The organism is Aestuariibius violaceus, from assembly GCF_040779325.2.
In the GTDB taxonomy this organism is placed as follows: domain Bacteria; phylum Pseudomonadota; class Alphaproteobacteria; order Rhodobacterales; family Rhodobacteraceae; genus Aestuariibius; species Aestuariibius violaceus.
In genome coordinates, this window is the sequence record NZ_JBFONT020000001.1 from 788,780 (window position 1) to 813,978 (window position 25,199).

Below are 25,199 nucleotides of genomic sequence, written 5' to 3' on the forward strand. Positions count from 1 at the left end.
GCGCCAAGAAGAGGCTTTATGTCAAATGACCACATTGACGATCCGTCCGGGGACGACGATCAGCTTTTTCGGCGCGCCACCGTTGAGGGCGCGCTGCACGGCATCGTCTGCGAGAGCGAGCGCCTCGATCTCGGATTTCGGCAGGTCCTTTGCCACGCTGATTTCCGACCGGCGCTTGCCGTTGACCTGGATCGGCAGGGTCACCGTATCCTCGGTCAGCAGGCTTTCGTCGGCTTCTGGCCAAGGGGCGTTGGCGATCAGACCGTCGCCGCCGAGCATCTGCCAGACCTCTTCGGCAAGGTGGGGGGTCATCGGTGCCATCAGCTGCGCCAGGGTCTTGAGCCCGTCGTGCTTGGTGCCGCTGGCGGGCGCTTTCTGGAGGGTCCCGGCGAAAGCGTAGATCTTGGCGATGGCGGCGTTGAAGCCGAAGCTTTCGATGCCTTTGGTCACATCGTCGATCGTCTTGTGCAGCTCTTTCAGCAGCCGCTCGTCGCTCCCGTGCGGGCGCTCCTCGCTGATTTCGGTCGCCATGCGATGGATGCGGGCGAGGAACTTGTTGGCGGCTTCGGCGCCCGAGGCCGTCCATTCGACGTCGCGCTCGGGGGGGCTGTCGGAGAGGACGAACCAGCGGGCGGTATCGGCGCCGAACTGTTCGATGATGTTGACCGGATCAATGACGTTCTTCTTCGACTTCGACATCTTGGCCGACGGGATGATCTCCACCTCTTCGCCCGTCGCGCCCAGCCGGGCACCACTTTCGTGGATCTCCACGTCTTCGGGGAAGTGGTAGACGGGCCGGTCCTTTTCGTCGCGCGTGACATAGATCGCGTGGGTGACCATCCCTTGCGTGAAGAGCGCATCGAAGGGTTCGGCCGCCTTCTCGGGCAGGTGGCCGGTCTTGATCATCCCGCGGGCGAAGAACCGGGAGTAGAGCAGGTGCAGGATCGCATGCTCGATGCCGCCGATATACTGGTCGACATTCATCCAGTACTGCGCGGCCTCCATATCCGTGGGCGTCTCGGCATGGGGCGCGGTGAAACGGGCGAAATACCAGGACGAATCGACGAAGGTGTCCATCGTATCCGTCTCGCGCTTGGCCGGTTTGCCACAGGCAGGGCAGGTGGTGTCGCGCCAGGTTGGATGGCGGTCAAGCGGATTGCCCGGGATGTCAAAGCTGACATCGTCGGGCAGGCGGACGGGCAAGTTCTCTTTCTTCTCGGGGACAACGCCACAGGCGTCGCAATGGACCACCGGGATCGGGCAGCCCCAATAGCGCTGGCGCGAGAGGCCCCAGTCGCGCAGGCGGAACTTGGTTACACCTTCGCCGATGCCCCTTTGCTCGGCGAGAGCGATGGCGGCGTCGATGGCTTCCTCTCCAGTCTGGTAAGCATCTCCGGCGACCAGCTTGGTGTAGTGGACTTGTTCGGTTTTCGGCGGGACATACGGATCACCGCCATCCTCGGGCAGGGTGATCTCGCCATCGATCGGGACATAGGTGGAGATGACGGGCAGGTCGTATTTCCGCACAAAGTCCAAGTCGCGCTGGTCGTGCGCCGGACACCCGAAGAGGGCGCCTGTGCCGTATTCCATCAGCACGAAGTTGGCGATCCAGACCGGCAGCTCCCAATCCGGGTCGAGCGGGTGGCGCACCCGAATCCCCGTATCGAGGCCCAGTTTTTCCGCCGTTTCGATAGCTTCTGCCGTGGTCCCGCCCTTCCGGCACTCGGCGTTGAAGGCTGCGACGGCGGGCTTGGCCGCTTCGAGGTGTTTGGCCAGCGGGTGATCGGGCGAGATCGCGACGAAAGACGCGCCCATCAGGGTATCGGGGCGGGTCGTGAAGACCTCGATCTCTCCGAATCCCTCCGGCGCGTCGATCACGGGGAAAGAGAATTGCAGGCCGCGCGACTTCCCGATCCAGTTGGCCTGCATCAGCTTGACCCGTGCAGGCCAGTCGTCCAGTTGGTCGAGCGCGTCCAGCAGCTCTTCCGAATAAGCCGAGATCTTGAAGAACCACTGGGTCAGTGCCCGGCGCTCCACTTCCGCGCCGGACCGCCAGCCCTTGCCATCGATCACCTGCTCGTTGGCGAGCACCGTCATATCGACGGGATCCCAGTTCACCTCTGCCTCGCGCCGGGTGACGAGGCCCGCCTCGAGAAAGTCGAGGAACAGCGCCTGTTGCTGGCCGTAATATTCCGGGTCGCAGGTCGCAAACATTCGCGACCAGTCGATCCCGAAACCCAACGGCTTCATCTGCGCGACCATCGTGTCGATATTGTCGTAGGTCCAGGTCTTGGGATGCCCGCCCGAGGCCATGGCGGCATTCTCCGCAGGCATCCCGAAGGCATCGAAGCCCATCGGGTGCAGGACATTATGACCGGTCGCCTTCTTGTAGCGCGCGATCACGTCGCCCATCGTGTAGTTGCGGACATGCCCGATATGGATGCGCCCCGACGGATAGGGGAACATCTCGAGCACATAATACTTGGGCCGATCACCCTCCATCGTGGCGCGGAAGGTCTGCGCCTCGTCCCAGGCTTTCTGCCATTTCGGCTCGGTGGTCGCGGGGTCGTAGCGGGTCATGGCTCTCGTGGGGTCGGCGGCGCCCCGGGGAGGGGTCCGCTCAGGTCAGAGGTTCTCGTCGGCGATGCGCAGTTGGCGCGCGCGCGATAGGATGGCATCCTCAACAGCACGCTGGGTTTCGACGCTGACCGGTCCGTTGCGGGACTGAAGCGCAACGTTGAGCGAACGCGCGTCAAGGGCCGGATCGGTGATATAGACCGTCGCGCGATAGGCGCGGCCGCCGCCGGGTGGAGTTCCGAAGCCCGTGACGATCACGCCCGTGAAGGGATCGACGGATTGCACGGGCAAGAAGGAAAGCACCTCGAGCGACGCGGCCCAGATGTACTTGTTTACCGCGAACTGGTCGTCGGCGTCGCCTGGCCGGAACAAATCGAAGATGGTTTCCCGATTCGGATCCGGTCGGTCGATATTGACCGATTGCGCGTCTGCGGCACCCCGCCGCTCGGCGCGCTGTTCGGGATTGTCGCCCGCCGCACAAGCGGCCAGCAGCAAGACGCCCAAGATCGCGGCCAGATCCCTAAACCGTAACGGAAAAATGCCGAACGTCATGGTCCTTCCTGCATTGGCTTTGCCGATTACGCCGGCGTGCCGCAACCTCCTACAGACCCGACTGGGGCCGGACAAGGCGTTTTCAGCATCCACTGGCCCGAAAGGCAGTGTGGCACCAGCGCATCATCCGATCAGCTATGTCCAGCCTCTGGGCCTCAGAGCATTGAATCACACGGGCCATAGCGCGAAATAGGCGCCGACCCAACGAATGCCGGTGTTGGCGCGTGGGCCGTAAAAAGAAATGAGGGAAACCATGAAAAACATCCTGCTTGCGACGACCGCGCTCTTCGCGACCGCCGGCTTCGCTGCTGCGGAAGTTAGCCTCTCCGGCTCGGCCGAGATGGGTATCTTCGGTGGTTCGCAATTTGTTGGCGTCGATGATGATGCTGATGAAGTCGTTGATCGCTTTGTCGAGGACGACATCGAGACCCAGTTCCACACCGACATCAACGTCGACTTCACGCTTTCCGGCACGAGCGATGCTGGCCTCACCTTCGGCGCCGAGATCGGCCTGGAAGAAGCTGAAGGCGGCGTTGAGACGGACGTGGAAGATGACTTCTCGGTCTTCGTGTCGGGCGCGTTCGGCACTCTGACGATGGGTGATACCGACGGTGCTTTTGACCGCGTCCTCCAGGAAGCGATCATCGGTGCTGACATCATCGATAGCAACGAGCATCTTGGCTACAACGGTAACAACGGCTTCGATGGCGAGTTCTATGATGGTCAGGTTGCCCGTTATGACTACGCTTTCGGTGACTTCAACTTTGCCGCGTCTCTCGAGATCGACGACAACACCGGTGATATCGACGATGTAATTGACGTCGATCAGGGTGATCCGGTGTTCGGCATTGGTGCTAACTACACCTTCCCGCTCTTCGGTGATGAGCACACGGTTGGTCTTGGTTACCAGACCGTTGGCGGTCTCGACCTTGGTGTTGGCGATGATGCTTCGGCAGACATCATCGGTATCTCCGCTGACCTCAACTTTGGCGACATCGACGTCATTCTCAACTACTCTCAGGCTAACCTGAGCGATGAGTTTGAAGATGCGCTCGGTGAGGACTACGATCCAACCCACTTCGGCCTTGCCATTGGTTACACGATCGATGCCCTCACGCTTGCTGTGAACTACGGTGAGTATGACGAATGGGTCCTCGGCCAAAACGACGTGTTCCTTGATACCCGTGGCTTTGGCTTCATCGCCAACTACGATCTTGGTGGTGGACTTGAAGCCCAGTTCGGCTACAGCGTGAGCGAAGCTGACGATATCATTGATGATGATCAGGACGGTGATTTCGAAGATGGCGAGATCGAGCAGTGGTCGCTCGGCTTGGCTATGAGCTTCTAATCGAATACCAAATTCGGTTACCTTAAAGAGCGGGCTTCGGCCCGCTCTTTTCGTTTGGAGGGATGATGGCGCTGGATGAGATTGCCGCGCGGGTGAGGGCGGCGGAGGATAAAGCGGGACGTGCTACAGGATCCGTTATGCTCGTTGCTGTCTCCAAGAAGCAGCCCGATGAACGGGTCGAGGACGTCCTGAAAGCAGGCCACCGCGTATTCGGAGAGAATCGGGTGCAGGAGGCGCAAGGCAAGTGGCCAGCCTTTCGAGAGCGGTTTCCGGATGTCGAACTGCACATGATCGGGCCGCTTCAGACCAACAAGGTCCGCCAGGCGATCGGCCTCTTCGACGTGATCCAGACAGTGGATCGCCCCAAGCTCGCCCGGGCGATCGCGCGGGTCGCTGGAGAGGAGGGGCGGTGCCCGGACCTTTTCGTGCAGGTGAATACCGGGGAGGAGGATCAGAAAGCCGGTGTCTCTCCCGACGAAACCGACGCTCTGCTCACGCTCTGCCGCGATCTGGGGCTTCCCGTAAAGGGCCTCATGTGCATCCCCCCGGCAGAGGAGGAACCGGCACTGCACTTCGCGCTCCTCGCGAAGATCGCCGCAAGGAATGGGCTTGATCAGCTCTCCATGGGCATGAGCGCCGATTTCGAGACCGCGATCGTGCTGGGCGCGACGCACGTCCGCATCGGATCCGCTCTGTTCGGGGAGCGCCCCGTCTAGAGCACGATCAGCCGGGTCTCGTACCCGATACGTGGCACGATCCAGCGCAGGTGGTCGGGGGCCAATGCGACACACCCCTCCGTCGGGTGGCCGGGCTTGCGCCACCGATGCACGAAGATTGCCGACCCATCGCCCTTGCGCGCCTGCGGCCAGTTCCAATCGGTGATCAAGACAAGATCATAGAGCGGATCAGACCGGCGCAGCCTTTCGTGAGAGTAGGGATGCGGCGCGCGGACCATCAGGTTGTAGTCAGGATCCTCCGAATCGTCCGACCAAAGATCCCCGGGCCGGATCGGGACGGCCCAATCCACAGGCCGGGACAGGCGGTCGGGCCGGTAAAGGAGGCCCACGATACGGTGCACCCCCCGCGGCGTCGCCCCGTCCCCTTCGCGCTTGGCATCCGTCACGCCGCCTCGCCCGATCGTGCAGGGAAAGCGCCGCCCGCGAAACCGCAGCCCCGAGGGAGACACCACAAGGTCGGCTGGCGTCATGTCAGATGGCCGGACTTCGCGATTTTCGTTGCCAGATACCCGCTGTTTTCCGGCGTTTCCCCGACACGCAGTGGCACACGCTCAGCAACGGCGATGTCACAGCTTTCCATCCGTGCAATCTTGGCCGGATTGTTCGTCATCAGCCGCACCTGCGAGACACCCAGCGACCGCAACAGCTGCGCCCCGATCCGGAAATCACGTTCGTCATCCTCGAACCCCAGACGGTGGTTCGCATCGACCGTATCGAACCCCTGATCCTGCAGATCATAGGCCCGCATCTTGTTGGCCAGCCCGATGCCGCGTCCCTCCTGATTGAGATAGAGCAGGATACCGCTGCCTTCCGCCCCCATCTGGGCCAGCGCCGCCCGCAATTGCGGGCCACAATCGCATTTCAGCGAATCGAGCAGATCCCCGGTGAAACAGGCGGAGTGTAGGCGGGCCAGCACAGGCGCATCCCGCCGGGGCGACCCGATCTCGATCGCGTAATGCTCCTCACCGCCGGGTTCGCGAAAGATGTGCAGCCGCGCGTCTTTGGCCGCGGCCAGCGGAACACGCGCCGAGGAGACAGGGGACAAGGCCACCAACTGATCGTCAAGCGCCGCCTCGACCGTCAAAGACAGCAGATCCGGCGTCGGTTCCGAAAGCGGCACAAGCAAGGCCGCCGGCAGCAGATGCGCGCCCTTCGCCAAGGAAATCGCCGCGCGCGAGACGTCCGCCGACCCGCCGCGCTCGGCCTTAAACGGCCCCTTCATCGGCATCGACAGATCGCGCGCCGGGTCGATCACGCCGCTGATCCAGCGCAGCCCCTCCGTCTCCGGCACGGCGAGCCGCGCCAGATCGCCATCATAGACTTGAACCTTCAGCGTTTCCGCCCGCCAGGCGGTAATGGCCAGAACCGGCCGCCCGATCGCGCGGGCCTGCGTCAGCCGTTCCTCCGTCAGCGTCTCGGCGGCAAAGACGGCTGCACCCCCCTCCGGGCCGTCGACCCGCACCGGCCGCCCGAGGCGCAGGTCATGCGCCGCGCGACTGCGTTGTTCGGCATGAGTCGGGGTGAAAAGCATGCGGTGATCCCTGCAAATGACCGTATCGACATACGACCCGATGCCATAAATTGAAACATATCCCGCCAAAGCGACACGTCGGCGTGAGCACTTTGCAGCAATGCTTGTCGCCGCTGCGGCCCGCGCTCATCTGGCGGTAAAGACGTTGTGAGGAGGGTGCGATGGCACAATTGAAGAAAATCCTGCTCGTCGACGATGACGATGATCTGCGCGAAGCGCTGAGCGAGCAGCTTGTGATGACCGAGGATTTCGACGTGTTCGAGGCCGGATCGGGCTCGGGCGCGATGGAAAAGGCGCGTGAGCAGCTCTATGATCTCGTCATTCTCGATGTGGGCCTGCCGGATACGGATGGCCGCGAGCTCTGCAAGCTGATGCGCAAGCAGAACGTGAAATGCCCTATCGTGATGCTGACGGGCCACGATAGCGACAGCGACACGATCCTTGGCCTTGATGCCGGGGCGAACGACTACATCACCAAGCCGTTCAAGTTTCCGGTGCTGCTGGCCCGGATCCGCGCTCAACTGCGCCAGCACGAACAATCGGAAGATGCGGTGTTCCAGCTTGGGCCCTACACGTTCAAGCCCGCCCAGAAGCTGCTGCTCACCGAGGACGAGAAGAAGGTTCGCCTGACCGAGAAAGAGACGAACATCCTCAAGTTCCTCTACCGGTCGAGCGAGGGCGTGGTCCCCCGCGACGTTCTGTTGCACGAGGTCTGGGGCTACAATGCCGGGGTCACGACTCACACGCTTGAGACACACATTTACCGTCTTCGCCAGAAAATAGAACCGGATCCGTCCAATGCCCGCCTTCTTGTGACCGAATCTGGCGGCTACAGATTGGTTGCGTGAGCAGGATAACCGGACGCGGAACTGTTGCCTTATAGGCCGCGTTCGGGGATCGAAGCCCAGGTGTCGGGGATACGGCACCACCTCCCTGTTGGACTTGCCCGGGCCATGTGCCCGGGTTTTTTTGTCAGTGGGATTGCCGGGGCGGCCGCATCGATCGGCTGATCCCCGTTCCAATTGCCGCCCCGTGGCGCTAAGGACCGGGGACCAACAGACAAAACTGGAACCGCGATGCCGCTCACCCTCGCGACCTGGAACATCAACTCCGTCCGCCTGCGCGAGCAGCTCGTGATTGATTTCCTGAAAGCCGAAACACCGGACGTTCTGTGCCTGCAGGAATGCAAGTCGCCCTTCGAAAAAATTCCGCGCGAGGGGTTCGCGGCGCTCGGCTACACCCACCTCGTGGGGCGCGGGCAGAAGGGGTATAACGGCGTCGCGATCCTCTCGAAACTGCCCCTGGAAGAGGCGGGGTCAGAGGATTTTGCCGGGCTCGGCCATGCCCGCCATATCGCGGCGCGCCTTCCCAACGGCGTGGTCCTCCACAATCACTACGTTCCCGCCGGTGGCGACATCCCCGACCGTGACAAGAACGAGAAGTTCGGCCAGAAGCTCGACTATCTCACCGACATGACCCGCGCATTCCGCAGCGCGCGTCCCGAACGCGCGATTCTCGTCGGCGATCTGAACATCGCCCCCCGCGAGGATGACGTCTGGAGCCACAAGCAGCTCCTCAAGGTCGTCAGCCACACGCCGGTCGAGGTCGACCACCTGAGCGAAGCGCAAGAGGCCGGCGGCTGGGTCGATGTCGTCCGCGACCACATTCCGGAGGGCAACCTTTATTCCTGGTGGTCCTACCGCTCCCCCGATTGGGACAACGCCGACAAGGGCCGCAGGCTCGATCACGTCTGGGCCACGCCAGACATCGCCGGTGCGCACAAGGAGGCCCGCATCCTGCGTCACGTCCGGGGATGGGAAAAGCCCTCCGACCATGCGCCGGTGATCTCGACCTTCGATCTCTGACCCAGTTCCTTTGACAAGCGGCGGAAGGCCGCACATATGACAGGCAACCTCTCGAGGAGCGAGACGATGCTGGAACTAGGACAGACGCCAGAGGCGCCCGCGGGCGACCTCATCAAGGATAGCACCGAAGCCACCTTCATGGCCGACGTGGTCGAGGTGTCGCAGACGACCCCCGTGATCGTGGATTTCTGGGCGCCGTGGTGCGGGCCGTGCAAGACGCTTGGCCCCGCGCTCGAGGCGGCAGTGACAAAGGCGGGCGGGCGCGTGAAGATGGTGAAGGTCGATGTCGACCAGAACCAGGCGATCGCCGCTCAACTGCGGATCCAGTCGATCCCCACCGTCTATGCCTTCTTCCAGGGCCAGCCGGTCGATGGTTTCCAGGGCGCCTTGCCCCAGTCCGAGGTCGACGCGTTTGTCGAACGCGTCGCCGCTCTGGGCGGTGAAGAGGAAGGCGGCCTCGCCGACGCCATCGCCGCCGCGGAAGAGATGCTGGCCGAAGGGGCCGCCGCCGACGCCGCCCAGACCTTCGCCGCGATCATTCAGGAAGATGCCGAGAACGCGGCGGCCTATGCCGGTCTCGCCCGGTCCTACCTCGCGCTCGACGACGCCGATCAGGCCGAGGCGATCCTGAATGGCGCGCCCGCTGCCATCTCGTCGGCCCCTGAAATCGAAGCGGTCCACGCCCAGCTCGAACTCGCCCGTCAGGCCGAAAGCGCCGGCCCTGTGGCTGAACTCCGCAATGCCGTCGAGGCATCGCCCGCTGACCACCAGGCCCGCTTCGATCTGGCAACCGCGCTCCACGCAAGCGGCGATGTGCAAGGCGCCGTCGACGAATTGCTGGAACTCTTCCGGCGTGACCGCGAGTGGAACGATGCCGCGGCGAAGACCCAGCTCTTCAAGATCTTCGACGCCCTGCCGCCGCAGGATCCGATCGCGCTCAACGGCCGCCGCCGCCTGTCGTCACTCATATTTGCCTGAGGCTGGTGGCGGGCTACCTCCGTCTCATGAGGCCCGTCACCGATCTGCCGGACACGATTCCCGTGTTCCCCCTGCCGGGCGCGCTCCTGCTGCCGCGTGCGCGGCTGCCCCTTCACATCTTCGAGCCGCGCTATCTGGCCATGCTCGACGACACGCTGAAGACGCAGCACCGCCTGATCGGCATGGTGCAGCCCTATCAGGCCCCCGGCTCGAAAGAGAGCAAGCTTCACCATATCGGCTGCGCCGGCCGCCTGACCGCGTTTTCGGAGACTGAAGACGGACGCTACATGGTCACGCTCAGCGGCATGTCCCGCTTTCGCATCCAGCAAGAGGTCGCAGGCTTCACGCCCTACCGCCGCTGCGATGTCACCTGGGACGGGTTCGACCGCGACATGGGCCCCGTCGAGCATGATCGCGATTTCGACAAGAAGGCCTTCCTGGATCTACTGGGCCGGTACTTCGAGGATCAGCAGCTTTCAACCGATTGGGAAAGCTTGAAAGAGGCCGAGGATGAGCTGCTCATCAACTCCCTTTCGATGCTGTGCCCCTTCGATCCGGAGGATAAGCAGGCGCTTCTCGAAGCACCGTCCTTGGAAACCCGGCGCGAGACGCTGGTGACGCTGATCGAATACGCGCTCCGCGGCGGTTCCGCAGAAGAGGTGATGCAGTGACCGACGAAGAGATCCCGGAAAAGCCGTTCGACCGCCGGATGCTGGAATTCCTGGTCTGTCCCCAGACCCATGGCGTTCTGACCTACGATGTCGACCGGAACGAGCTGGTCTCCAAGGCCGCCCACCTCGCCTACCCGATCCGCGACGGCATCCCCGTCATGCTGATTGACGAGGCCCGCCCGGTCGAAGACGCCTAAGGCAGCCGTCCCGACAGCAGCGTTGGCAGATCGCCGGTCAGCCCCGCCGCCTCCCGAACAAACCCGCGCCGCAAACCAGGCAGCGCCGCAACGGCAGCCATCCCCGCATCGCGCGCCGCCCGGATGATTGGATTATCATTGGAAAACAGATGGTTGAACGCATCCGTCGCCAGCGCCAGCGACGCTGTGTCAAAGCGGCGCCACCGCTGATAGCGCTCCAGCACCGCAAGCGATCCGATATCCTCCCCCCGCCGCCGCGCCTCGGCCAGCACGTCGACCAGCGCCGCGATATCCTTGAACCCGGCATTCAGACCCTGCCCGGCAATCGGATGCACCCCATGCGCCGCATCGCCGACCAGCGCGACCCGCTCGGCCACGGTCGACAGCGCAAGCGACAGGCCCAGAGGGAAGGCATGGCGCGCGCCAACCAGCTCGATCTCGCCCAGAAAATCCCCGAACCGCGGCCGGAACGCTCGCAGGAACGTCTCGTCATCCGCCGCGGCAAGCGGCTTCGCCACCGCGTCCGCTTCGCTCCACACGATCGAGGCGCGGTTGCCGGTCAGCGGCAGGATCGCCAGCGGCCCGCCCGGCAGGAACACTTGATGGGCGATGCCGTGATGCGGCGCCTCGTGCGACACGGCACACACCAGCGCCGTCTGGCCATAGCCCCACTCCATCCGCTTGAGCCCGGCCCGCTTTCCCGTGCCCGACCCGCGCCCGTCACAGCCGATCACCAGCCGCGCGGTATGCGTCTCGCCGGATTGGGTCGTGACCGTGACCCCACCCGGATCGACGCTTTGATCCACCACGGTCTCGCCCGTCAAAACCTCGATTCCGTCAAGCTCCGCGATCACACTCCGCACCGCATGGCGCAGATGCCGATCCTCGATCATGAACCCCATCGGCTCGTCGCCCAGATCGTCCGACGGGAAATGCAGCATCCATGGCGCTGCACCCTGCCCGGGCCGCCCGTCCGTCACCTTGATATCGTTGATCGGCTGCGCTTCGGCTGCCAGATGCGGCCAAAGCCCGATCGCCTCCAGCAGCCGCTTTGACGCCAGTGCCAGCGCGTAGGCCCGCCCGTCGAACGGCCCGGGCGTCTCTTCGTCCGGCCGATTATCCAGGAGCTTCACGCTGTGCCCCGTCTGCGCCAGCGCGATCGCCAGCGCCGTCCCGTTCAGTCCACCACCGATGATCAGGATGTCAGTCATGTCAGGGGCATATGCGGTTCCGCGCCGGATTGTCCATGCGCCGAGAGGCCGCTAGCGTCAGCCAAATGAACGCATCGCAGGATATGAGCGCCGCCGAGATCGGCCGCGAGATCGAACTGGGCCAGATCGACCCGGTCGACCTGACCGAGACCACCCTGTCCAAGATCGAGGCGCACGAGGCTGGCGACCGCATCTACGCCCGTCTCACCCCAGATCGTGCCATCGCTGAAGCCGAAGCCGCCCGCGACCGCGCGCACACCGGTCGGCGCCTCGGCCCGCTCGACGGCGTGCCGGTCTCCTGGAAAGACCTGTTCGACACCGCCGGAACGGCGACCGAGGCCGGGTCCCGGGTCCTCGCGGGTCGTATCCCCGAAAGCGATGCCGAGGTCGTGCGGCGTGGTACGGCAGCAGGCCTCGTCTGCCTCGGCAAGACCCACATGACCGAACTCGCCTTCTCGGGCCTCGGCCTGAACCCGATGACCGCCACGCCGCCTTGCGTGAACGACCCGCATGCCGCCCCCGGCGGCTCATCCTCCGGCGCCGCGGCCTCCGTCGCCTTCGGTCTCGCCGCCGCGGCGGTCGGCTCGGATACGGGCGGCTCGGTCCGTGTCCCCGCCGCCTGGAACGATCTCGTCGGCCTCAAGACGACCCACGGCCTCCTCTCGAACGATGGCGTCGTCCCCCTCTGCCGATCCTTCGACACGGTCGGCCCGCTGACCCAGACGGTCGAGGATGCCGCCCTCATGTTCGCCGCTCTCGGCGGCCCGACGGTCGATCTGGCCCACGCGACGCTCTCCGGCACCCGCTTTGCGGTCATCGAAACGGTCGCGATGGACGATGTGGAAGACGCCCCCCAAAAGGGCTTCGACCAAGCCCTCGACGCGATCCGCGCCGCCGGGGCCACGATCGACCGCATCGCGCTGCCGTCCCTGAACGATGCCTTCGACCTCGCCGGTCCGCTCTACACTGCCGAGGCCTATGCCCAATGGCAGGACGCCGTCGAAACCAAGGCCCATCTCATGTTCGCCCAGATCGTCGAGCGGATCATGGGCGGCAAAAGCGTCACTGCCGCTGCCTACCTCCAAGCTTGGGCGCGCATCCGAGAGATCCGGGCGGAGTGGTCCACGCTCACCGCCCCCTACGACGCCGTGCTCTGCCCCACCTGCGCCATCGCGCCCCCCAATATCGAACGGCTGACCACCGAAGACGCCTATTTCAAACGCGCAAACCTCATGACGCTGAGAAATACCCGGATCGGCAACCTCATGGGCCTCAGCGGCCTGACCATCCCCACCGGCATCCCCTCGGCAGGCCTCCTCTTGAACGGCCCACCGGGCGGCGAAGGCCGCCTTCTGAGGCTCGGGGCCGCGATCGAGGCTGCGCTGACCTAAATACCACAAGATAACACAGGCCTAGCGGCCCTTCTTCACCCCGCGTCTGGACACACAGACCGCCAGCCCGCTAAGCTAGGCACCAAAGCGGGACGCCAACGATCCCGCGTCAGAGGCAGTTTTGGATGTTCCCCGAGCGGTTTTCGAACCTACCGGACTACGCGTTTCCGCGCCTGCGGAGCCTTCTCGACGGCATCCCGCCGGGCGGGGACGAAATCGCCATGACCATCGGCGAGCCCACGCACCCATTCCCGCAATGGGTGGGCGGGGTGATTTCCGACAACCTCGCGGGCTTCAACCGCTACCCGCCCAATCCCGGCTCCGACGGCCTTCTGGACGCGATCCGCGGTTGGATCGCCCGCCGCTACAGCGTGCCGGAACCCGCCGCCATGGCGCTCAACGGTACGCGCGAGGGGCTTTATAACGCCGCCATGGCGCTCTGCCCCGAGACCAAGGGCGGCCAGCAGCCGGTCATCCTGTCGCCGAACCCGTTCTATCAGGTCTACATGGTCGCCGCCCTCTCGATCGGGGCCGAACCGGTCTTCGTCGACGCGACCGAGGCGACCGGCCACCTGCCCGACTACGCATCGCTTCCCGAAGACATCCTGAACCGCGCCGCCGTCGCCTACATCTGCTCTCCTGCCAATCCCCAGGGCGCGGTCGCCGACCGGGACTACTGGAAAACCCTTCTCGCCCTTGCCGAGCGCTACGATTTCAAGATCTTCGCCGACGAATGCTATTCCGAGATCTACCGCGGCGACGCCCCCACCGGCGTCCTGACCGTCGCGCACGAGGTCGGCGCGGACCCCGAGCGGGTCGTGCTTTTCAACTCCCTCTCCAAGCGCTCGAACCTCCCCGGTCTCCGCTCCGGCTTCGTCGCAGGTGGCCCGGAATCGATCAAACGGATGGGCCAGCTCAGGAACTACGCGGGCGCCCCCTTGCCGTTGCCCCTGCAGGCCGTCGCCGAACGGGCTTGGCGGGACGAGGCGCATGTGGAAGCGAACCGCGCCCTCTATGCCGTGAAATACGCGCTGGCCGACGAGATCCTCGGCGACATCCCCGGCTACCGCAGCCCGCAGGCGGGGTTCTTCCTCTGGCTACCGGTCGAAGATGGCGAGGCCGCCACCGTCAGGCTATGGCGCGAGACGGGCGTAAAGGTGCTGCCGGGCGGCTACCTCGCCCAGGGAACGGGGCCGGCCAATCCGGGACGGGGCTATATCAGGGTCGCGCTTGTTGCGGCAGAAGACGACACGCGGCGCGGCCTATCGGCCCTGCGCCAGTGCCTATACGATTGAGGATATTCGATGGCTTCCTATCAGACACGCGCACGCGACCCCCTTCTTGATACCAAGATGCAGGCGGCGATCGAAAAGCGTGGGACGGAATTGATCGGCCTGGCGCTGATCGCCCTCGGCGTCCTTGTGGCCATGATGGTCTGGTCCTACTCGCCCGACGATCCCAGCTGGATGTCCGCCACCGACGCGCCGGTGCAGAACTGGCTGGGCCGGATGGGCGCGTCTGTCGCGGCCCCGCTCTTCATGATCATCGGCTGGGGCACTTGGGGCATCGCCGCCGTCCTCGCGGTCTGGGGGCTACGGTTCGTGGCCCATATGGGCAAGGATCGGGCGATCGGGCGGCTGATCTTCGCACCGATCTGGATCGCGCTTCTGGCCGTCTATGCCTCGACCCTTGCGCCATCGGCCGACTGGACGCACAGCTTCGGCCTTGGCGGGCTCTTCGGAGACACCGTGCTCAGCATCCTGCTGACCGTCGCACCGGTGACGGCGGCGCTCGGCATCAAGGCGCTGTCGCTCCTCGCAGCGCTTGCCACGATCGCCTTCGGCGCCTTCGTCCTCGGCTTCACGATGGCCGAACTGCGCCGGATCGGGCGGTTCCTGCTGGTCGGCACGATCGTGCTCTACGATGCGCTCCTGCGCGTCCTTGGCCGTGGGGCCTCCGGCGCCGCATCCGCGGCGCGCACATTGCGCGAGCGGCAGGCCCGGGATCCGGAAGAAGCAGAGCCCGGCGAGATAGAAGAGGCTCCCCGCAGGCTGCGTCTGCCGAAGCTGCTCGGCGCCTCGCGCGACGAACTGCCCGAGCCGGAACTGGTCGAACGCGCCCCGCTCACCGGACAGAATATCCCCGAAGGCGACGATGCCCGCATCCGCGCCAAGATCTCCGACGTGATCCGCTCGCGCGTCGGCCGCCAGCAGGAGGACGCCCCCCGGCAGGAGCCGGTCGTCACCGCTGGCCCAACCCCAAGCCCCCGCGTCGAGCCTACCCTGACCGCACAGCGGGTCACGGAACCAGAAGAGCCCCGCCGCCTGGTCCAGCCGCAGGTCAAGAAGGCCCCGCAGCCCTCGAAAGCCGCCGTCGCCGAGGCACAGCCCGGCTTGCGCTTCGATGAGGCGGAGGTCGACTACGAGTCCCCGCCGCTTTCGCTTCTCACCGATCCGGCGTCGGTCGAACGGCACTACCTCAGCGAGGAGGCGCTGGAGCAGAATGCCCGCATGCTCGAAAGCGTGCTCGACGATTACGGCGTGAAGGGCGAAATCGTCAGTGTCCGCCCCGGCCCCGTCGTCACCATGTACGAACTGGAACCCGCGCCCGGCCTCAAGGCGAGCCGCGTGATCGGCCTGTCCGACGATATCGCCCGGTCAATGTCGGCCCTTTCGGCGCGCGTCTCCACCGTGCCGGGGCGCAGCGTGATCGGGATCGAACTCCCCAACGAAAAGCGCGAAAAGGTCGTGCTGCGCGAAATCCTGAGCGACCGGGACTTCGGCGACACCAATGCCGGGCTGCCCCTGGCGCTCGGCAAGGATATCGGCGGTACGCCCGTCGTCGCCAACCTCGCCAAGATGCCCCACCTGCTGATCGCGGGGACGACCGGATCGGGCAAGTCGGTGGCAATCAACACGATGATCCTGTCGCTGCTCTACCGCCTCAGCCCCGAGGAATGCCGCCTGATCATGATCGACCCGAAGATGCTGGAACTCAGCGTCTATGACGGCATCCCGCATCTGCTCTCGCCCGTCGTGACCGACCCCAAGAAGGCGGTCGTCGCGCTCAAATGGGTCGTGGGCGAGATGGAGGAACGCTACCGCAAGATGTCCAAGATGGGCGTGCGGAACATCGAAGGCTATAACGGCCGCGTGAAGGACGCGCTGGGCAAGGGCGAGATGTTCTCGCGCACCGTCCAGACAGGCTTCGACGACGAGACGGGCGAACCCATCTGGGAAACCGAAGAGATCCAGCCGGAAACCCTGCCCTATATCGTCGTCATCGTCGACGAGATGGCCGACCTGATGATGGTCGCGGGCAAGGAGATCGAGGCCTGCATCCAGCGGCTGGCGCAGATGGCGCGCGCCTCGGGCATTCACCTCATCATGGCGACCCAGCGCCCGTCGGTCGACGTCATTACCGGCACGATCAAGGCGAACTTCCCGACGCGGATCTCCTTCCAGGTCACCGGCAAGATCGATTCCCGCACGATCCTGGGCGAACAGGGGGCCGAACAGCTCCTGGGCATGGGCGACATGCTGTGGATGGCCGGTGGCGGCAAGATCACCCGTGTCCACGGGCCCTTCTGTTCGGACGAGGAGGTGGAAGAGATCGTGACCTTCCTCAAGCAATTCGGCCCGCCCGATTACCAGTCCGGCGTCGTCGAGGGGCCGGATGGAGACGATGTGGGCGATATCGACCTCGTCCTCGGCCTCGGCGGCAACACGGGCGGCGAGGATGCGCTTTACGACCAGGCCGTCGCGATTGTCGCGAAGGACCGGAAGTGCTCGACCTCTTATATCCAGCGCAAGCTCGCCATCGGCTACAACAAGGCCGCGCGGCTGGTGGAACAGATGGAAGAGCAGGGCGTCGTCACCCCGGCCAACCATGTTGGCAAGCGCGAGATCCTGATCCCCGAGACCTGACCGGGCCGCCGGGCGCCCTCGCCGACGCCCTCACGGGCGCGGCATCGCCCGCCCACCGTCCCGGGCGCCCGATATCGAACCGCAAGCGCACGTTATCGCTTATCATTGGGCGTTGGCCGCATCAGCGCTTATCTGTCATGCAGACCGAAACAGGAGGGGACGCGCCCCATGACCAAGTATCTTCTCGCCCCGCTTCTCTGGCTTGCCCTGTCGCTTCCGGCCGCCGCCCAGCAGCTCTCGCTGGGAGAGATCTCCAACTATCTCAACAGCCTCGTGACGGCGACGGGCGAATTCACCCAAATCAACGCCGATGGCACGATTTCGACCGGCACCGTCTTCATCAAACGGCCTGGCCGGGTGCGGTTCGAATACAACCCGCCCGAGCAGTCGCTGGTGATGGCGTCCGGCGGACAGGTCGCAATCTTCGACGGACGCTCCCGCGCGGGGCCTGAGCAATATCCGCTGGCGCAGACGCCGCTCAAGATCATCCTTGAACGCAACGTGGATCTGTCCCGGTCCGGCATGGTGACCGGCCATTCCTTCGACGGAACGGCCACCGTGGTTCGCGCCCAGGACCCCGAGCGGCCGGAGCTTGGCAACATCCAGATGAAATTCACCGGCAGCCCGACGGAACTGCGCCAATGGATCGTCACCGATCAGACGGGCGAACAGACGACCGTCATCTTGGGCGATCTCGCCAAAGGCGGATCGATCCCCGACAGCCGCTTCAACATCCAGCGCGAAATCAACCGGTAGGCATGAGGGCAGCGGTCGTCGCTGTCGATTGAGGCCCTGTCTCGTAAGCAGGGCCTCACCCTCGCGCGACAGAAACGGACTGTATCGATGTCGAACATAGAGCGTTCCGACAAATGTGTGGGCTGCGGTGCAATCCTGCCGCATATCGATGGTCCGACCCATCGATACATGCTGTCCTCACCGGCCTGCTTCGCACAATACAACAGGCTTCTGGCCGCAGAATACAGCGACCTGACACTTATGGAGATCCACCGCCTGACGGTCGATGCGTTTGCCCTGCAGCACCCGGGAGACGGCGTCTCCCGCCAGGCGATCCAGTCCGTCGGTCTGCATCTTGCCCGCCTTGGCATGCAATTGAACAAGCTCAGGAGCCCAAGAGAGGCCAACGACATCATGCTCTCCCTCGGACGGCATAAGGCCGGGCTGATCCCGCTCCGGCCACCGCCGTGGTTCAGGATGACCGTCTCCGACATCGCTCGGTTTGCAGGCACGTCCGACCATCCGAACCAGGTCCGGAATTGGGCGTCGTCCACCCGGGAAGATTGGGCAGAGTATCATGACTACATCATCGGATGGGCCGAAACGCATCTGGCCGATGCGCAGCCGTAGATGTCCCGGCATCAGGCGCAGCAACCGACCGGCCCTGGACGGGACCTTACCGGAGTGATGGAGCGGAAGCGGCCCGGCATGCGCACCGGGCCAGTGCGTTCTACCGGATCTTGCCACACGCCCTGAGCTGGGTGCCGTAAAGCACCGCGCGGTCATCAAGCTCTGCCGCGACGCGCATCAGCCAGGCCTTCTGGCGGTAGGTGCCGCGGCGATACCCCGAATGCCCCTCATGATAGGCCAGATACTGATTGCGCGTATCATAAAGCGGGATGCCGTTCCGCTCGCGCGTCAGCGTCATGTACCAGCCCATGAAATCGGTCGCATCCTCGATCCGGTCCCGCTTGGCGCGGCGGTTGCCCGTCTCGGCCAGATACTCTTCCCACGTGCCGTCCAGTGCCTGGCTATACCCGAAGGCAGAGCTCTGGCGCCCCGCCGGGATCACCCCCAGCGTGTAGCGGAACGGGGTGCGGGCGTTGCCCACGAACTTGCTCTCCTGATAGATCGTGGCCATCTGGACCTCGACCGGAACGCCCCATTTGCGCTGGGTCTGCTTGAACGCACGAAGGTAATCGGGGCGCTGGTCGACGATGCTGCACGCATTGTCCAGGTCGCGCGGCGCCGAAAAGTTGCGGTAGTCGCTGCCACCGCCGCCACAGCCGGCCACGATCAGGCACAGCATCAGGGCGCGAAGGGATCTGCTCATTTTCTGCCTCTCGTTTTTTGTTTTGGAAAAACGATAACGGATTCTCGCCGCTCAGGGAACGGCAAAGACGGTTAAGAACCCGTTTCCATAGGCGAATTCCGGCACTGTGTGGCCGAGGTTCACACTCTGTTTCCCGGCGAATCGTGGGCCTTCCTTGGACTCTTGCCTATATGGGCGTATGAAGAGTGCAGGGGCTCGCTATGTTGAAGACGCGTGCAAAGTACCATCTCGGCCAGGTCGTCCGGCATCGGAAGCATCCGTTCCGGGGCGTGGTCTTCGATGTCGATGCGATTTTCGCCAATACCGACGAATGGTACGAGGCGATTCCCGAAGACAGCCGTCCGCGCAAGAACCAGCCGTTCTATCATCTCCTCGCCGAGAACGAGCACAGCTATTACGTCGCCTACGTCTCGGAACAGAACCTGGTCGAGGACAATAGCGGAGAGCCGGTGGATCACCCGGACCTCGACGACCTCTTCGGCCCGTTCGAGGATGGGCACTACCCGCTGCACTTCGACCTGAACTAGTAGCCCAGCGCGCAGCCGTCTTTCCTGGGATCCGAGCCGCCTTCCAGCACCCCGCTGTCGTGGATCTTGATCGCTTGCGCCCCGCCGATCGCCGTCTCGGGGATGACGACGGCGTGGCCCTTCGCAAGAAGCGCCGTGCGCACCGCATCCGGATAGCCCCGTTCGACCTTCAGGATCCCGTTCTCCACAAAGGCCCGCGGCGCCTCGATCGCCGCCTGCGGGTTCATGCCGTAATCCGTCAGGTTGGTGACGAAGCGGGCGTGGCCGGTCGACTGGTAGGCGCCGCCCATCACGCCGAAGGGCATCATCACCTTGCCGCTCCGGCGCAGCATCCCCGGGATGATCGTATGCATCGGCCGCTTGCCCGGGGCCGCCTCGTTCGGATGCCCCTCCTCCAGCGTGAACCCGGCGCCGCGGTTCTGGAACAGGATGCCGAACTTTTCCGACGCGATGCCCGACCCGAAGCTGTGGAAGGTCGAATAGATCAGGCTGACCGCCATCCGGTCCTTGTCGACCACGGTGATATAGATCGTATCCTTGTGCACCGCCTCGCTCAGCGGGGCGGCCGCGGGCATGGCGCGCGCCGGATCGATCAGCTTGGCCAGACGCTCCGCCGTCTCGGGGGCAAGCATGTGGGCCAGGCGGCTCATGTGATCGGGATCGGCAAGGAAGCGGTTGCGCGCGTCATAGGCAAGCTTCGTCGCCTCCGCTTCGATATGCAGGCGCTCGGCGCCGAACGGATCCATTTCGGCCAGGTCGAAATGCTTTAGGATGTTGAGGAGCAAAAGCGCCGTGGCACCCTGGCCATTGGGCGGGTGCTCGACAACCTCGGTATCGCCATACGTGGCCGAGATCGGGTCGCCCCAGCTACAGGCGGTCGCCGCGAAATCGTCAAGCGTATGGCCCCCACCGGCGGCGCGCAGCGTCGCGACCATGTCTTCCGCGACCTCGCCTTCGTAGAACGCCGCCCTGCCGTCCTCCGCGATCCGCCGCAAAACCTCGGCCTGTCCCGGCGCCCGAAAGACATCGCCGGTCCGCAAGGGCGCGTCATCCGCAAGATAGTACCCCCGGGCATGGCCCTGCAGTGCGCCGCCACTCGCCGCCCAGTCGAACGCCACCCGCGGCGCGACCGGCACCCCCTCTTCGGCATAACGGATCGCGGGCGCGAGAGAGGCCGCAAGCCCCGCACTGCCATGGGTTGCCGACAGCGCGCAGAACGCATCGATCGCACCGGGAACGGTCACCGCATGGGCGCTTCTCAGCGGGAGGGTCTGATGCCCCTGCGCGCGCAATGCGCCCGCATCGAACCCCGCCGGCGCGCGCCCCGACCCGTTGAGCGCGAGGATCTCATCGCTGCCCGGCAAGGACAGCAGGGCAAAGGCATCCCCCCCGATGCTGGTCATCGGCGGCTCGCACAGACCCAGCAGAACCGCCCCGGCAATCGCTGCATCGACCGCATTGCCGCCATCCTCGAGGATCGCGATCGCCACCTTGGCAGCCAAAGGATGAGAGGTCGCACACATGCCATTGCTCGCCAGAACCGGGGATCGTCCGGGCAGGTGAAAATCTCTCATGAATAGGGTCCTCCGCTGTGTCGCGGGACCGTGGCGTGCAGGCGCGGCCTTGGCAAGAGCCGCCCGAAAGCCTTACCCATCCAGGCCCCAGCGGCGCGACACAGCCGCTCGACGCCCGACAAAAAGAAAAAGGCACCAAACGGCGCCCTTGTCTCGTCTATGTTTTGGAAGTACCTCGGCGCCGCGTACTGGGTGGGGGCTATGAAACGCGACGCCGAGGGAAGCCATGCAGCTACCCTCTTTGTATCCTGTCGCTTTCAGGCGGGGCTTGGGACTAAATCTGACATCATTGCGGCTATTCCCTCTAATCGGAAACAGTCTGTCTTTGCCCGCAAAGGGGGCCGGTCGTCCGAACCCCAGCGTTTCTTGGCGATCCGGCACCGCGCCATCTGGAAACTGCTGACGGGATGAGTACCATGGCATTTATCCACAGCCGGAGGAGGGGCATCCCATGGAATCGGTCATCATCGCAGGCGCGAAACGCACGCCGATGGGTGGGTTTCAGGGGGCCTTGGCGGGTCTCGACGCCCCCGCAATCGGCGGCGCGGCGATCCGCGCCGCGCTCGATGAGGCCGGGGCGGATAGCGTCGACGAGGTCCTGATGGGCTGCGTCCTGCCCGCGGGCCAGGGCCAGGCCCCGGCGCGCCAGGCGGGCTTTGCGGCCGGGTTGGGCGACGATATCCCCGCCACCACCCTCAACAAGATGTGCGGCTCCGGCATGAAGGCCGCCATGATGGCCTTCGACCGGATCGCGCTCGGCCACGCCGACACCATGGTCGCGGGCGGAATGGAGAGCATGACGAACGCCCCCTACCTGCTGCCCAAGATGCGCGGTGGCGCGCGGATGGGCCACGGCGCGGTCGTCGATTCCATGTTCCTCGACGGGCTCGAGGACGCCTACGACAAGGGCCGCCTCATGGGCACCTTCGCCGAGGATTGCGCCGAGAAGTACCAGTTCACCCGCGACGCGCAGGATGACTATGCCCTCGGCTCCCTCGAACGGGCCCTCGATGCCCAGAAAGGCGGCGCCTTCGCGGATGAAATCGTCGCGGTCACCGTAAAGGGCCGAAAGGGCGACACCACCATCGCCGAGGATGAACAGCCCGGAAACGCCCGCCCCGACAAGATCCCCCAGCTCAAACCCGCCTTCCGCGAGGGCGGCACCGTCACCGCCGCCAACGCCTCCTCCATCTCCGACGGCGCCGCCGCCCTCGTGCTGGCCTCCGAACAAAGCGGCCTGCCCGTTCGCGCCCGCATTATGGGTCACGCGACCCACGCCCAGGCCCCCGGCTGGTTCACCACGGCCCCCGTTCCGGCGGCCCAAAAGCTCCTCGACCGGCTCGGCTGGTCCACCGATGACGTCGATCTTTGGGAGGTGAACGAGGCCTTCGCCGTCGTCCCCATGGCCTTCATGCACGAAATGGGCCTCCCCCGCGACAAGGTGAACGTCAATGGCGGCGCCTGCGCGCTCGGCCACCCCATCGGTGCCTCCGGCGCTCGGATCATGGTTACACTCCTCAACGCGCTTGAAAAACGCGACCTCAAGCGCGGCATCGCCGCGATCTGCATCGGCGGGGGCGAAGGCACGGCCATCGCCATCGAACGCCCATGACCTTGGCCGAGCCCACCGAAACCCGCGTCGACTACGACGCACTGGCCAAGCGCGTCGCGGCACTGGTGGACGGCGAAGACGACCCCATCGCCAAGATGGCGACCGTCGCCTGCGAGGTGCACTGGTCCGACGACCGCTTCGACTGGACAGGCTTCTACCGCGTTACCGCCCCCGAGCTCCTCAAGATCGGCCCCTATCAGGGCGGCCATGGCTGCCTCGTGATCCCCTTCTCCAAAGGCGTCTGCGGCGCCGCCGCCCGCACCGGAGAGATCCAGCTCGTCCCGGATGTCGACGCCTTCCCCGGCCACATCGCCTGCGCCTCCTCCACCCGGTCGGAAATCGTCCTTCCCGTCCATGGCCCGGACGGCCTGATCGCCGTCTTCGACATCGACAGCAACCGGCCCGACGCCTTCGATCAGGCGGACGCCAACGGCCTGGAGCGCATCCTCAAGGCAACCTTCGGCGAGTGAACGACTACGACCCGCCGACCGGGCCAATCCCTATCCTTCTGAAAGACAAAGATCTTCTCGCTGTCGAAAAGCCCCCCGGCCTCCTCTCCGTCCCCGGCAAGGGGCCCAGCCTCGCAGACTGCCTGCTCACCCGGCTCAAGGCCACGCACCCCGGAACGCTCCTCGTCCACCGGCTCGACCGGGACACCTCCGGTGTCATGGTCTTCGCGATGAACCCCGCCGCCCAGCGCCACCTCGGCCTGCAATTCGAAAAACGGATCATCGAAAAGCGCTATATCGCCCGGGTCGCAGGCCGGATCGGCGAACGCGGCCGGTTCGACTGGCCCCTCCGCGCCGACTGGCCCAACCGGCCCAGGCAGATGGTCGCGCCGGACGGCAAGCCCGCCGTCACCGATTGGGAACGGCTCTCAACGACTGACACGGAAAGCCGCGTCGCCCTCAAACCGCTCACCGGCCGGTCCCACCAGCTGCGCGTCCACCTCGCCCAGGCCGGGCACTCCATCCTCGGCGATCCGCTCTATGACGGGCCCCCGGCCGAACGCCTGATGCTCCACGCCGAAGCGTTGAGGCTGCGCCACCCCGATGGCGGTGCCTGGATCGAGGTCCGCTCCGACCCGCCGTTCTAGCCGGTCTCTCGACAGGTCGGCGTGCCGCCAACCGGCGCCTTGAAAGATTCGGTCGTGCCCGGGACGCTCCGCAGGAAGTCCAACGAAAACAAAACAAAAAACATCCACTCAAACAGTTGTTTCCCGATCGGAAACGAAGCGGCGCCGAAGTCCAGCCCAGGTCTCCCGCAGATTGCGCCACCAGCGACGGTGCGCCGATAACGAGAGCCCTCTAACCCCTTTTTATTTCTCAGATTTCTCAAAGACTTCGCGCTTCGGCCCTTGCTGGGGCGGGCGGGCTTGCGATTTCCTGCAACGCTTTTCCGCCAATCGCATATCAATTCCTTAACACTTCTGACACAAAGCTTGAGGTCAGGTTAAAAGGAAGGCTCCGGTCCGGCTCAAGTTGATCCGGAGCAGCGCCAACAGCCAGGAGGTAGAGGCAGGATGGTCGAGGACGAAGATCTCCTCATTGCGGTAACCGAAGTGCGCCGCGGACCCACATCGACGGATCTGGCCGACGCGCCCGAACTCAGCGACTGGCGGCTCGAGGCCCATGGCCGCAACCTGCGCCTGCACGGCTGCGTCTCCGGCGGCAAGGCCAAGAAGAAATCCTATCTCACCACATCGGCCCTCGTCGCGTTCGAGCCCGATGCAGGCTGGGCCCGCACCCGGTCGCGCTGGTATCGCCTAGCCCCCAGCTGGCTCGTCACCAACCCGAAAGAGCGGGAAGAGATGATTGCCGAAACGCAAAGCTATCTCGGCCGGATGGTGGAAACCACGCTGCGCAGCGCCGGAGACCAGGTGACTCGCCCGGACATGTCGGCCTGAACGCTCACGGATCGACCCGCCCGCGGAGCGATTTGACCTCGCCCCGCTTCTTCTTCTCATCCACTCGCTTGCGCTTCTGATTGGCGGACACCCGCGTCGGAATCCGTTTCTTCGGCCGCGCCGCGGCCTTCCGGATCAGATCGGCCAGCCTCTCCCGCGCGATGTCGCGGTTGCGGGCCTGGCTGCGCGTCTCGCTGACCTGGATCACCACCGCGCCGTCCTGCGTCCAGCGCCGCCCGGCGAGCCGTTCCAGCCGCTTCTTCACCGGCTCGGGTAGATTGGGTGAGCGCGCCGCCTCGAACCGCAGCTCGACGGCAGTCGCGACCTTGTTCACGTTCTGCCCGCCCGGGCCGCCCGAGCGGACGAACTGCTCGGTCATCTCCCAATCCTCAATCGTGATCGCGGGGGTGATCTTCAGCATGGGGTGAACCCGTTTTGTATTGCAGCGGGAGGTCTCATACAGCCCGATCTAGCACGGGTCCCGCGCCAAAATCTTCTAGAAGATTTTGAAAAGACAGAATTTTCTAG

General features: G+C 64.8%; 25 protein-coding genes. 17 read left to right on the forward strand and 8 right to left on the reverse strand.

Annotated features, from left to right (window positions below):
* Positions 1-21: 21 nt before the first annotated feature.
* Positions 22-2,580 carry a leucine--tRNA ligase gene (gene leuS, locus AADZ90_RS03935; protein ID WP_367309063.1) on the reverse strand — a complete coding sequence of 853 codons (2,559 nt, stop codon included), beginning with the start codon at positions 2,578-2,580 and terminating at the stop codon, positions 22-24.
* Positions 2,581-2,625: 45 nt separating this feature from the next.
* On the reverse strand, positions 2,626-3,174 hold the full coding sequence (locus tag AADZ90_RS03940) for a DUF3576 domain-containing protein (protein WP_367309062.1): 549 nt from the start codon (positions 3,172-3,174) through the stop codon (positions 2,626-2,628).
* A 208-nt stretch (positions 3,175-3,382) separates the two neighbouring features.
* Here AADZ90_RS03940 and AADZ90_RS03945 point away from each other — a divergent pair, with 208 nt between their 5' ends.
* Together AADZ90_RS03945 and AADZ90_RS03950 are read left to right on the forward strand one after the other, a co-directional pair.
* Positions 3,383-4,477: a porin gene (locus AADZ90_RS03945; RefSeq protein WP_367309061.1), complete on the forward strand. Its 1,095-nt coding sequence runs from the start codon at positions 3,383-3,385 to the stop codon at positions 4,475-4,477.
* 65 nt (positions 4,478-4,542) lie between these two features.
* A complete protein-coding gene (locus AADZ90_RS03950) occupies positions 4,543-5,193 on the forward strand; it encodes a YggS family pyridoxal phosphate-dependent enzyme (protein WP_367309060.1) in 651 nt (216 codons plus the stop codon).
* Here AADZ90_RS03950 and AADZ90_RS03955 read toward each other — a convergent pair.
* Positions 5,190-5,684, reverse strand: a complete 495-nt coding sequence (locus tag AADZ90_RS03955) for a L,D-transpeptidase family protein (RefSeq protein WP_367309059.1) — start codon at positions 5,682-5,684, stop codon at positions 5,190-5,192. The genes AADZ90_RS03950 and AADZ90_RS03955 overlap by 4 nt on opposite strands.
* Positions 5,681-6,745, reverse strand: coding sequence for a GTP cyclohydrolase II (gene ribA / locus AADZ90_RS03960; protein WP_367309058.1), 1,065 nt, complete (start codon positions 6,743-6,745; stop codon positions 5,681-5,683). The genes AADZ90_RS03955 and ribA overlap by 4 nt, the downstream gene beginning before the upstream one ends.
* Before the next feature lie 161 nt (positions 6,746-6,906).
* On the opposite strand from ribA, the gene AADZ90_RS03965 reads away from it, so the two are divergent.
* From AADZ90_RS03965 to AADZ90_RS03985, 5 genes are all read left to right on the forward strand, one after another.
* A complete protein-coding gene (locus AADZ90_RS03965; RefSeq protein WP_367309057.1) occupies positions 6,907-7,593 on the forward strand; it encodes a response regulator transcription factor in 687 nt (228 codons plus the stop codon).
* Between the two features lie 228 nt (positions 7,594-7,821).
* Entirely contained in the window at positions 7,822-8,610 is a 789-nt protein-coding gene (locus AADZ90_RS03970; protein ID WP_367309056.1) for an exodeoxyribonuclease III, read from the forward strand.
* 66 nt (positions 8,611-8,676) lie between these two features.
* Positions 8,677-9,588, forward strand: a complete 912-nt coding sequence (gene trxA, locus AADZ90_RS03975; RefSeq protein WP_367309055.1) for a thioredoxin — start codon at positions 8,677-8,679, stop codon at positions 9,586-9,588.
* Between the two features lie 26 nt (positions 9,589-9,614).
* A complete protein-coding gene (locus AADZ90_RS03980) occupies positions 9,615-10,259 on the forward strand; it encodes an LON peptidase substrate-binding domain-containing protein (protein ID WP_367309054.1) in 645 nt (214 codons plus the stop codon).
* 38 nt (positions 10,260-10,297) lie between these two features.
* Positions 10,298-10,456, forward strand: a complete 159-nt coding sequence (locus AADZ90_RS03985) for a Trm112 family protein (protein WP_367309560.1) — start codon at positions 10,298-10,300, stop codon at positions 10,454-10,456.
* On the opposite strand, the gene AADZ90_RS03990 is transcribed toward AADZ90_RS03985, so the two are convergent.
* Complete coding sequence (locus AADZ90_RS03990) at positions 10,453-11,667, reverse strand: FAD-dependent monooxygenase (RefSeq protein WP_367309053.1); 1,215 nt, start codon at positions 11,665-11,667, stop codon at positions 10,453-10,455. The two genes, AADZ90_RS03985 and AADZ90_RS03990, sit on opposite strands and share 4 nt — an antisense overlap.
* A gap of 65 nt (positions 11,668-11,732) precedes the next feature.
* Here AADZ90_RS03990 and AADZ90_RS03995 point away from each other — a divergent pair, with 65 nt between their 5' ends.
* From AADZ90_RS03995 to AADZ90_RS04015, 5 genes are all read left to right on the forward strand, one after another.
* Entirely contained in the window at positions 11,733-13,058 is a 1,326-nt protein-coding gene (locus AADZ90_RS03995; RefSeq protein WP_367309052.1) for an amidase, read from the forward strand.
* A 125-nt stretch (positions 13,059-13,183) separates the two neighbouring features.
* Entirely contained in the window at positions 13,184-14,353 is a 1,170-nt protein-coding gene (locus tag AADZ90_RS04000) for an aminotransferase class I/II-fold pyridoxal phosphate-dependent enzyme (RefSeq protein WP_367309051.1), read from the forward strand.
* Positions 14,354-14,362: 9 nt separating this feature from the next.
* Complete coding sequence (locus AADZ90_RS04005) at positions 14,363-16,984, forward strand: DNA translocase FtsK 4TM domain-containing protein (protein ID WP_367309050.1); 2,622 nt, start codon at positions 14,363-14,365, stop codon at positions 16,982-16,984.
* A 168-nt stretch (positions 16,985-17,152) separates the two neighbouring features.
* Positions 17,153-17,740, forward strand: coding sequence for a LolA family protein (locus tag AADZ90_RS04010; protein ID WP_367309049.1), 588 nt, complete (start codon positions 17,153-17,155; stop codon positions 17,738-17,740).
* Positions 17,741-17,827: 87 nt separating this feature from the next.
* Entirely contained in the window at positions 17,828-18,349 is a 522-nt protein-coding gene (locus tag AADZ90_RS04015) for a DUF5946 family protein (protein WP_367309048.1), read from the forward strand.
* Between the two features lie 100 nt (positions 18,350-18,449).
* On the opposite strand, the gene AADZ90_RS04020 is transcribed toward AADZ90_RS04015, so the two are convergent.
* The gene (locus AADZ90_RS04020) at positions 18,450-19,052 is read right to left on the reverse strand and encodes a transglycosylase SLT domain-containing protein (RefSeq protein ID WP_367309047.1); all 603 of its coding nucleotides are present in this window, start codon (positions 19,050-19,052) and stop codon (positions 18,450-18,452) included.
* A gap of 200 nt (positions 19,053-19,252) precedes the next feature.
* Between AADZ90_RS04020 and hspQ the strand changes: the two genes are divergently transcribed.
* A complete protein-coding gene (gene hspQ, locus AADZ90_RS04025; RefSeq protein ID WP_367309046.1) occupies positions 19,253-19,579 on the forward strand; it encodes a heat shock protein HspQ in 327 nt (108 codons plus the stop codon).
* Here the strand turns inward: hspQ and AADZ90_RS04030 are convergent.
* Complete coding sequence (locus AADZ90_RS04030) at positions 19,576-21,153, reverse strand: gamma-glutamyltransferase family protein (protein ID WP_367309045.1); 1,578 nt, start codon at positions 21,151-21,153, stop codon at positions 19,576-19,578. The two genes, hspQ and AADZ90_RS04030, sit on opposite strands and share 4 nt — an antisense overlap.
* A gap of 451 nt (positions 21,154-21,604) precedes the next feature.
* On the opposite strand from AADZ90_RS04030, the gene AADZ90_RS04035 reads away from it, so the two are divergent.
* From AADZ90_RS04035 to AADZ90_RS04050, 4 genes are all read left to right on the forward strand, one after another.
* On the forward strand, positions 21,605-22,765 hold the full coding sequence (locus tag AADZ90_RS04035; RefSeq protein ID WP_367309044.1) for an acetyl-CoA C-acyltransferase: 1,161 nt from the start codon (positions 21,605-21,607) through the stop codon (positions 22,763-22,765).
* Entirely contained in the window at positions 22,762-23,235 is a 474-nt protein-coding gene (locus AADZ90_RS04040) for a GAF domain-containing protein (RefSeq protein WP_367309043.1), read from the forward strand. Before AADZ90_RS04035 ends, AADZ90_RS04040 begins: the two co-directional genes overlap by 4 nt.
* On the forward strand, positions 23,232-23,861 hold the full coding sequence (locus AADZ90_RS04045; protein ID WP_367309042.1) for an RluA family pseudouridine synthase: 630 nt from the start codon (positions 23,232-23,234) through the stop codon (positions 23,859-23,861). The genes AADZ90_RS04040 and AADZ90_RS04045 overlap by 4 nt, the downstream gene beginning before the upstream one ends.
* Before the next feature lie 426 nt (positions 23,862-24,287).
* Complete coding sequence (locus AADZ90_RS04050; protein WP_367309041.1) at positions 24,288-24,671, forward strand: DUF6634 family protein; 384 nt, start codon at positions 24,288-24,290, stop codon at positions 24,669-24,671.
* 4 nt (positions 24,672-24,675) lie between these two features.
* Here the strand turns inward: AADZ90_RS04050 and arfB are convergent, their stop codons facing one another.
* Positions 24,676-25,092: an alternative ribosome rescue aminoacyl-tRNA hydrolase ArfB gene (gene arfB / locus AADZ90_RS04055; protein WP_367309040.1), complete on the reverse strand. Its 417-nt coding sequence runs from the start codon at positions 25,090-25,092 to the stop codon at positions 24,676-24,678.
* Positions 25,093-25,199: the final 107 nt, after the last annotated feature.

Bases quoted from the DNA above. Each gene is read 5' to 3' on its own strand.
- AADZ90_RS04020 (WP_367309047.1), bottom strand. From the start codon at position 19,052: ATGAGCAGATCCCTTCGCGCCCTGATGCTGTGCCTGATCGTGGCCGGC.
- trxA (WP_367309055.1), top strand. From the start codon at position 8,677: ATGCTGGAACTAGGACAGACGCCAGAGGCGCCCGCGGGCGACCTCATC.
- AADZ90_RS04035 (WP_367309044.1), top strand. From the start codon at position 21,605: ATGGAATCGGTCATCATCGCAGGCGCGAAACGCACGCCGATGGGTGGG.
- AADZ90_RS04005 (WP_367309050.1), top strand. From the start codon at position 14,363: ATGGCTTCCTATCAGACACGCGCACGCGACCCCCTTCTTGATACCAAG.
- arfB (WP_367309040.1), bottom strand. From the start codon at position 25,092: ATGCTGAAGATCACCCCCGCGATCACGATTGAGGATTGGGAGATGACC.
- AADZ90_RS04040 (WP_367309043.1), top strand. From the start codon at position 22,762: ATGACCTTGGCCGAGCCCACCGAAACCCGCGTCGACTACGACGCACTG.
- AADZ90_RS03950 (WP_367309060.1), top strand. From the start codon at position 4,543: ATGGCGCTGGATGAGATTGCCGCGCGGGTGAGGGCGGCGGAGGATAAA.
- AADZ90_RS04010 (WP_367309049.1), top strand. From the start codon at position 17,153: ATGACCAAGTATCTTCTCGCCCCGCTTCTCTGGCTTGCCCTGTCGCTT.
- AADZ90_RS03945 (WP_367309061.1), top strand. From the start codon at position 3,383: ATGAAAAACATCCTGCTTGCGACGACCGCGCTCTTCGCGACCGCCGGC.
- AADZ90_RS03965 (WP_367309057.1), top strand. From the start codon at position 6,907: ATGGCACAATTGAAGAAAATCCTGCTCGTCGACGATGACGATGATCTG.
- AADZ90_RS03985 (WP_367309560.1), top strand. From the start codon at position 10,298: ATGCTGGAATTCCTGGTCTGTCCCCAGACCCATGGCGTTCTGACCTAC.
- AADZ90_RS04030 (WP_367309045.1), bottom strand. From the start codon at position 21,153: ATGAGAGATTTTCACCTGCCCGGACGATCCCCGGTTCTGGCGAGCAAT.
- AADZ90_RS03995 (WP_367309052.1), top strand. From the start codon at position 11,733: ATGAACGCATCGCAGGATATGAGCGCCGCCGAGATCGGCCGCGAGATC.
- AADZ90_RS03970 (WP_367309056.1), top strand. From the start codon at position 7,822: ATGCCGCTCACCCTCGCGACCTGGAACATCAACTCCGTCCGCCTGCGC.
- AADZ90_RS03955 (WP_367309059.1), bottom strand. From the start codon at position 5,684: ATGACGCCAGCCGACCTTGTGGTGTCTCCCTCGGGGCTGCGGTTTCGC.
- AADZ90_RS03990 (WP_367309053.1), bottom strand. From the start codon at position 11,667: ATGACTGACATCCTGATCATCGGTGGTGGACTGAACGGGACGGCGCTG.
- leuS (WP_367309063.1), bottom strand. From the start codon at position 2,580: ATGACCCGCTACGACCCCGCGACCACCGAGCCGAAATGGCAGAAAGCC.
- AADZ90_RS04050 (WP_367309041.1), top strand. From the start codon at position 24,288: ATGGTCGAGGACGAAGATCTCCTCATTGCGGTAACCGAAGTGCGCCGC.
- hspQ (WP_367309046.1), top strand. From the start codon at position 19,253: ATGTTGAAGACGCGTGCAAAGTACCATCTCGGCCAGGTCGTCCGGCAT.
- AADZ90_RS04015 (WP_367309048.1), top strand. From the start codon at position 17,828: ATGTCGAACATAGAGCGTTCCGACAAATGTGTGGGCTGCGGTGCAATC.
- AADZ90_RS03980 (WP_367309054.1), top strand. From the start codon at position 9,615: ATGAGGCCCGTCACCGATCTGCCGGACACGATTCCCGTGTTCCCCCTG.
- ribA (WP_367309058.1), bottom strand. From the start codon at position 6,745: ATGCTTTTCACCCCGACTCATGCCGAACAACGCAGTCGCGCGGCGCAT.
- AADZ90_RS04000 (WP_367309051.1), top strand. From the start codon at position 13,184: ATGTTCCCCGAGCGGTTTTCGAACCTACCGGACTACGCGTTTCCGCGC.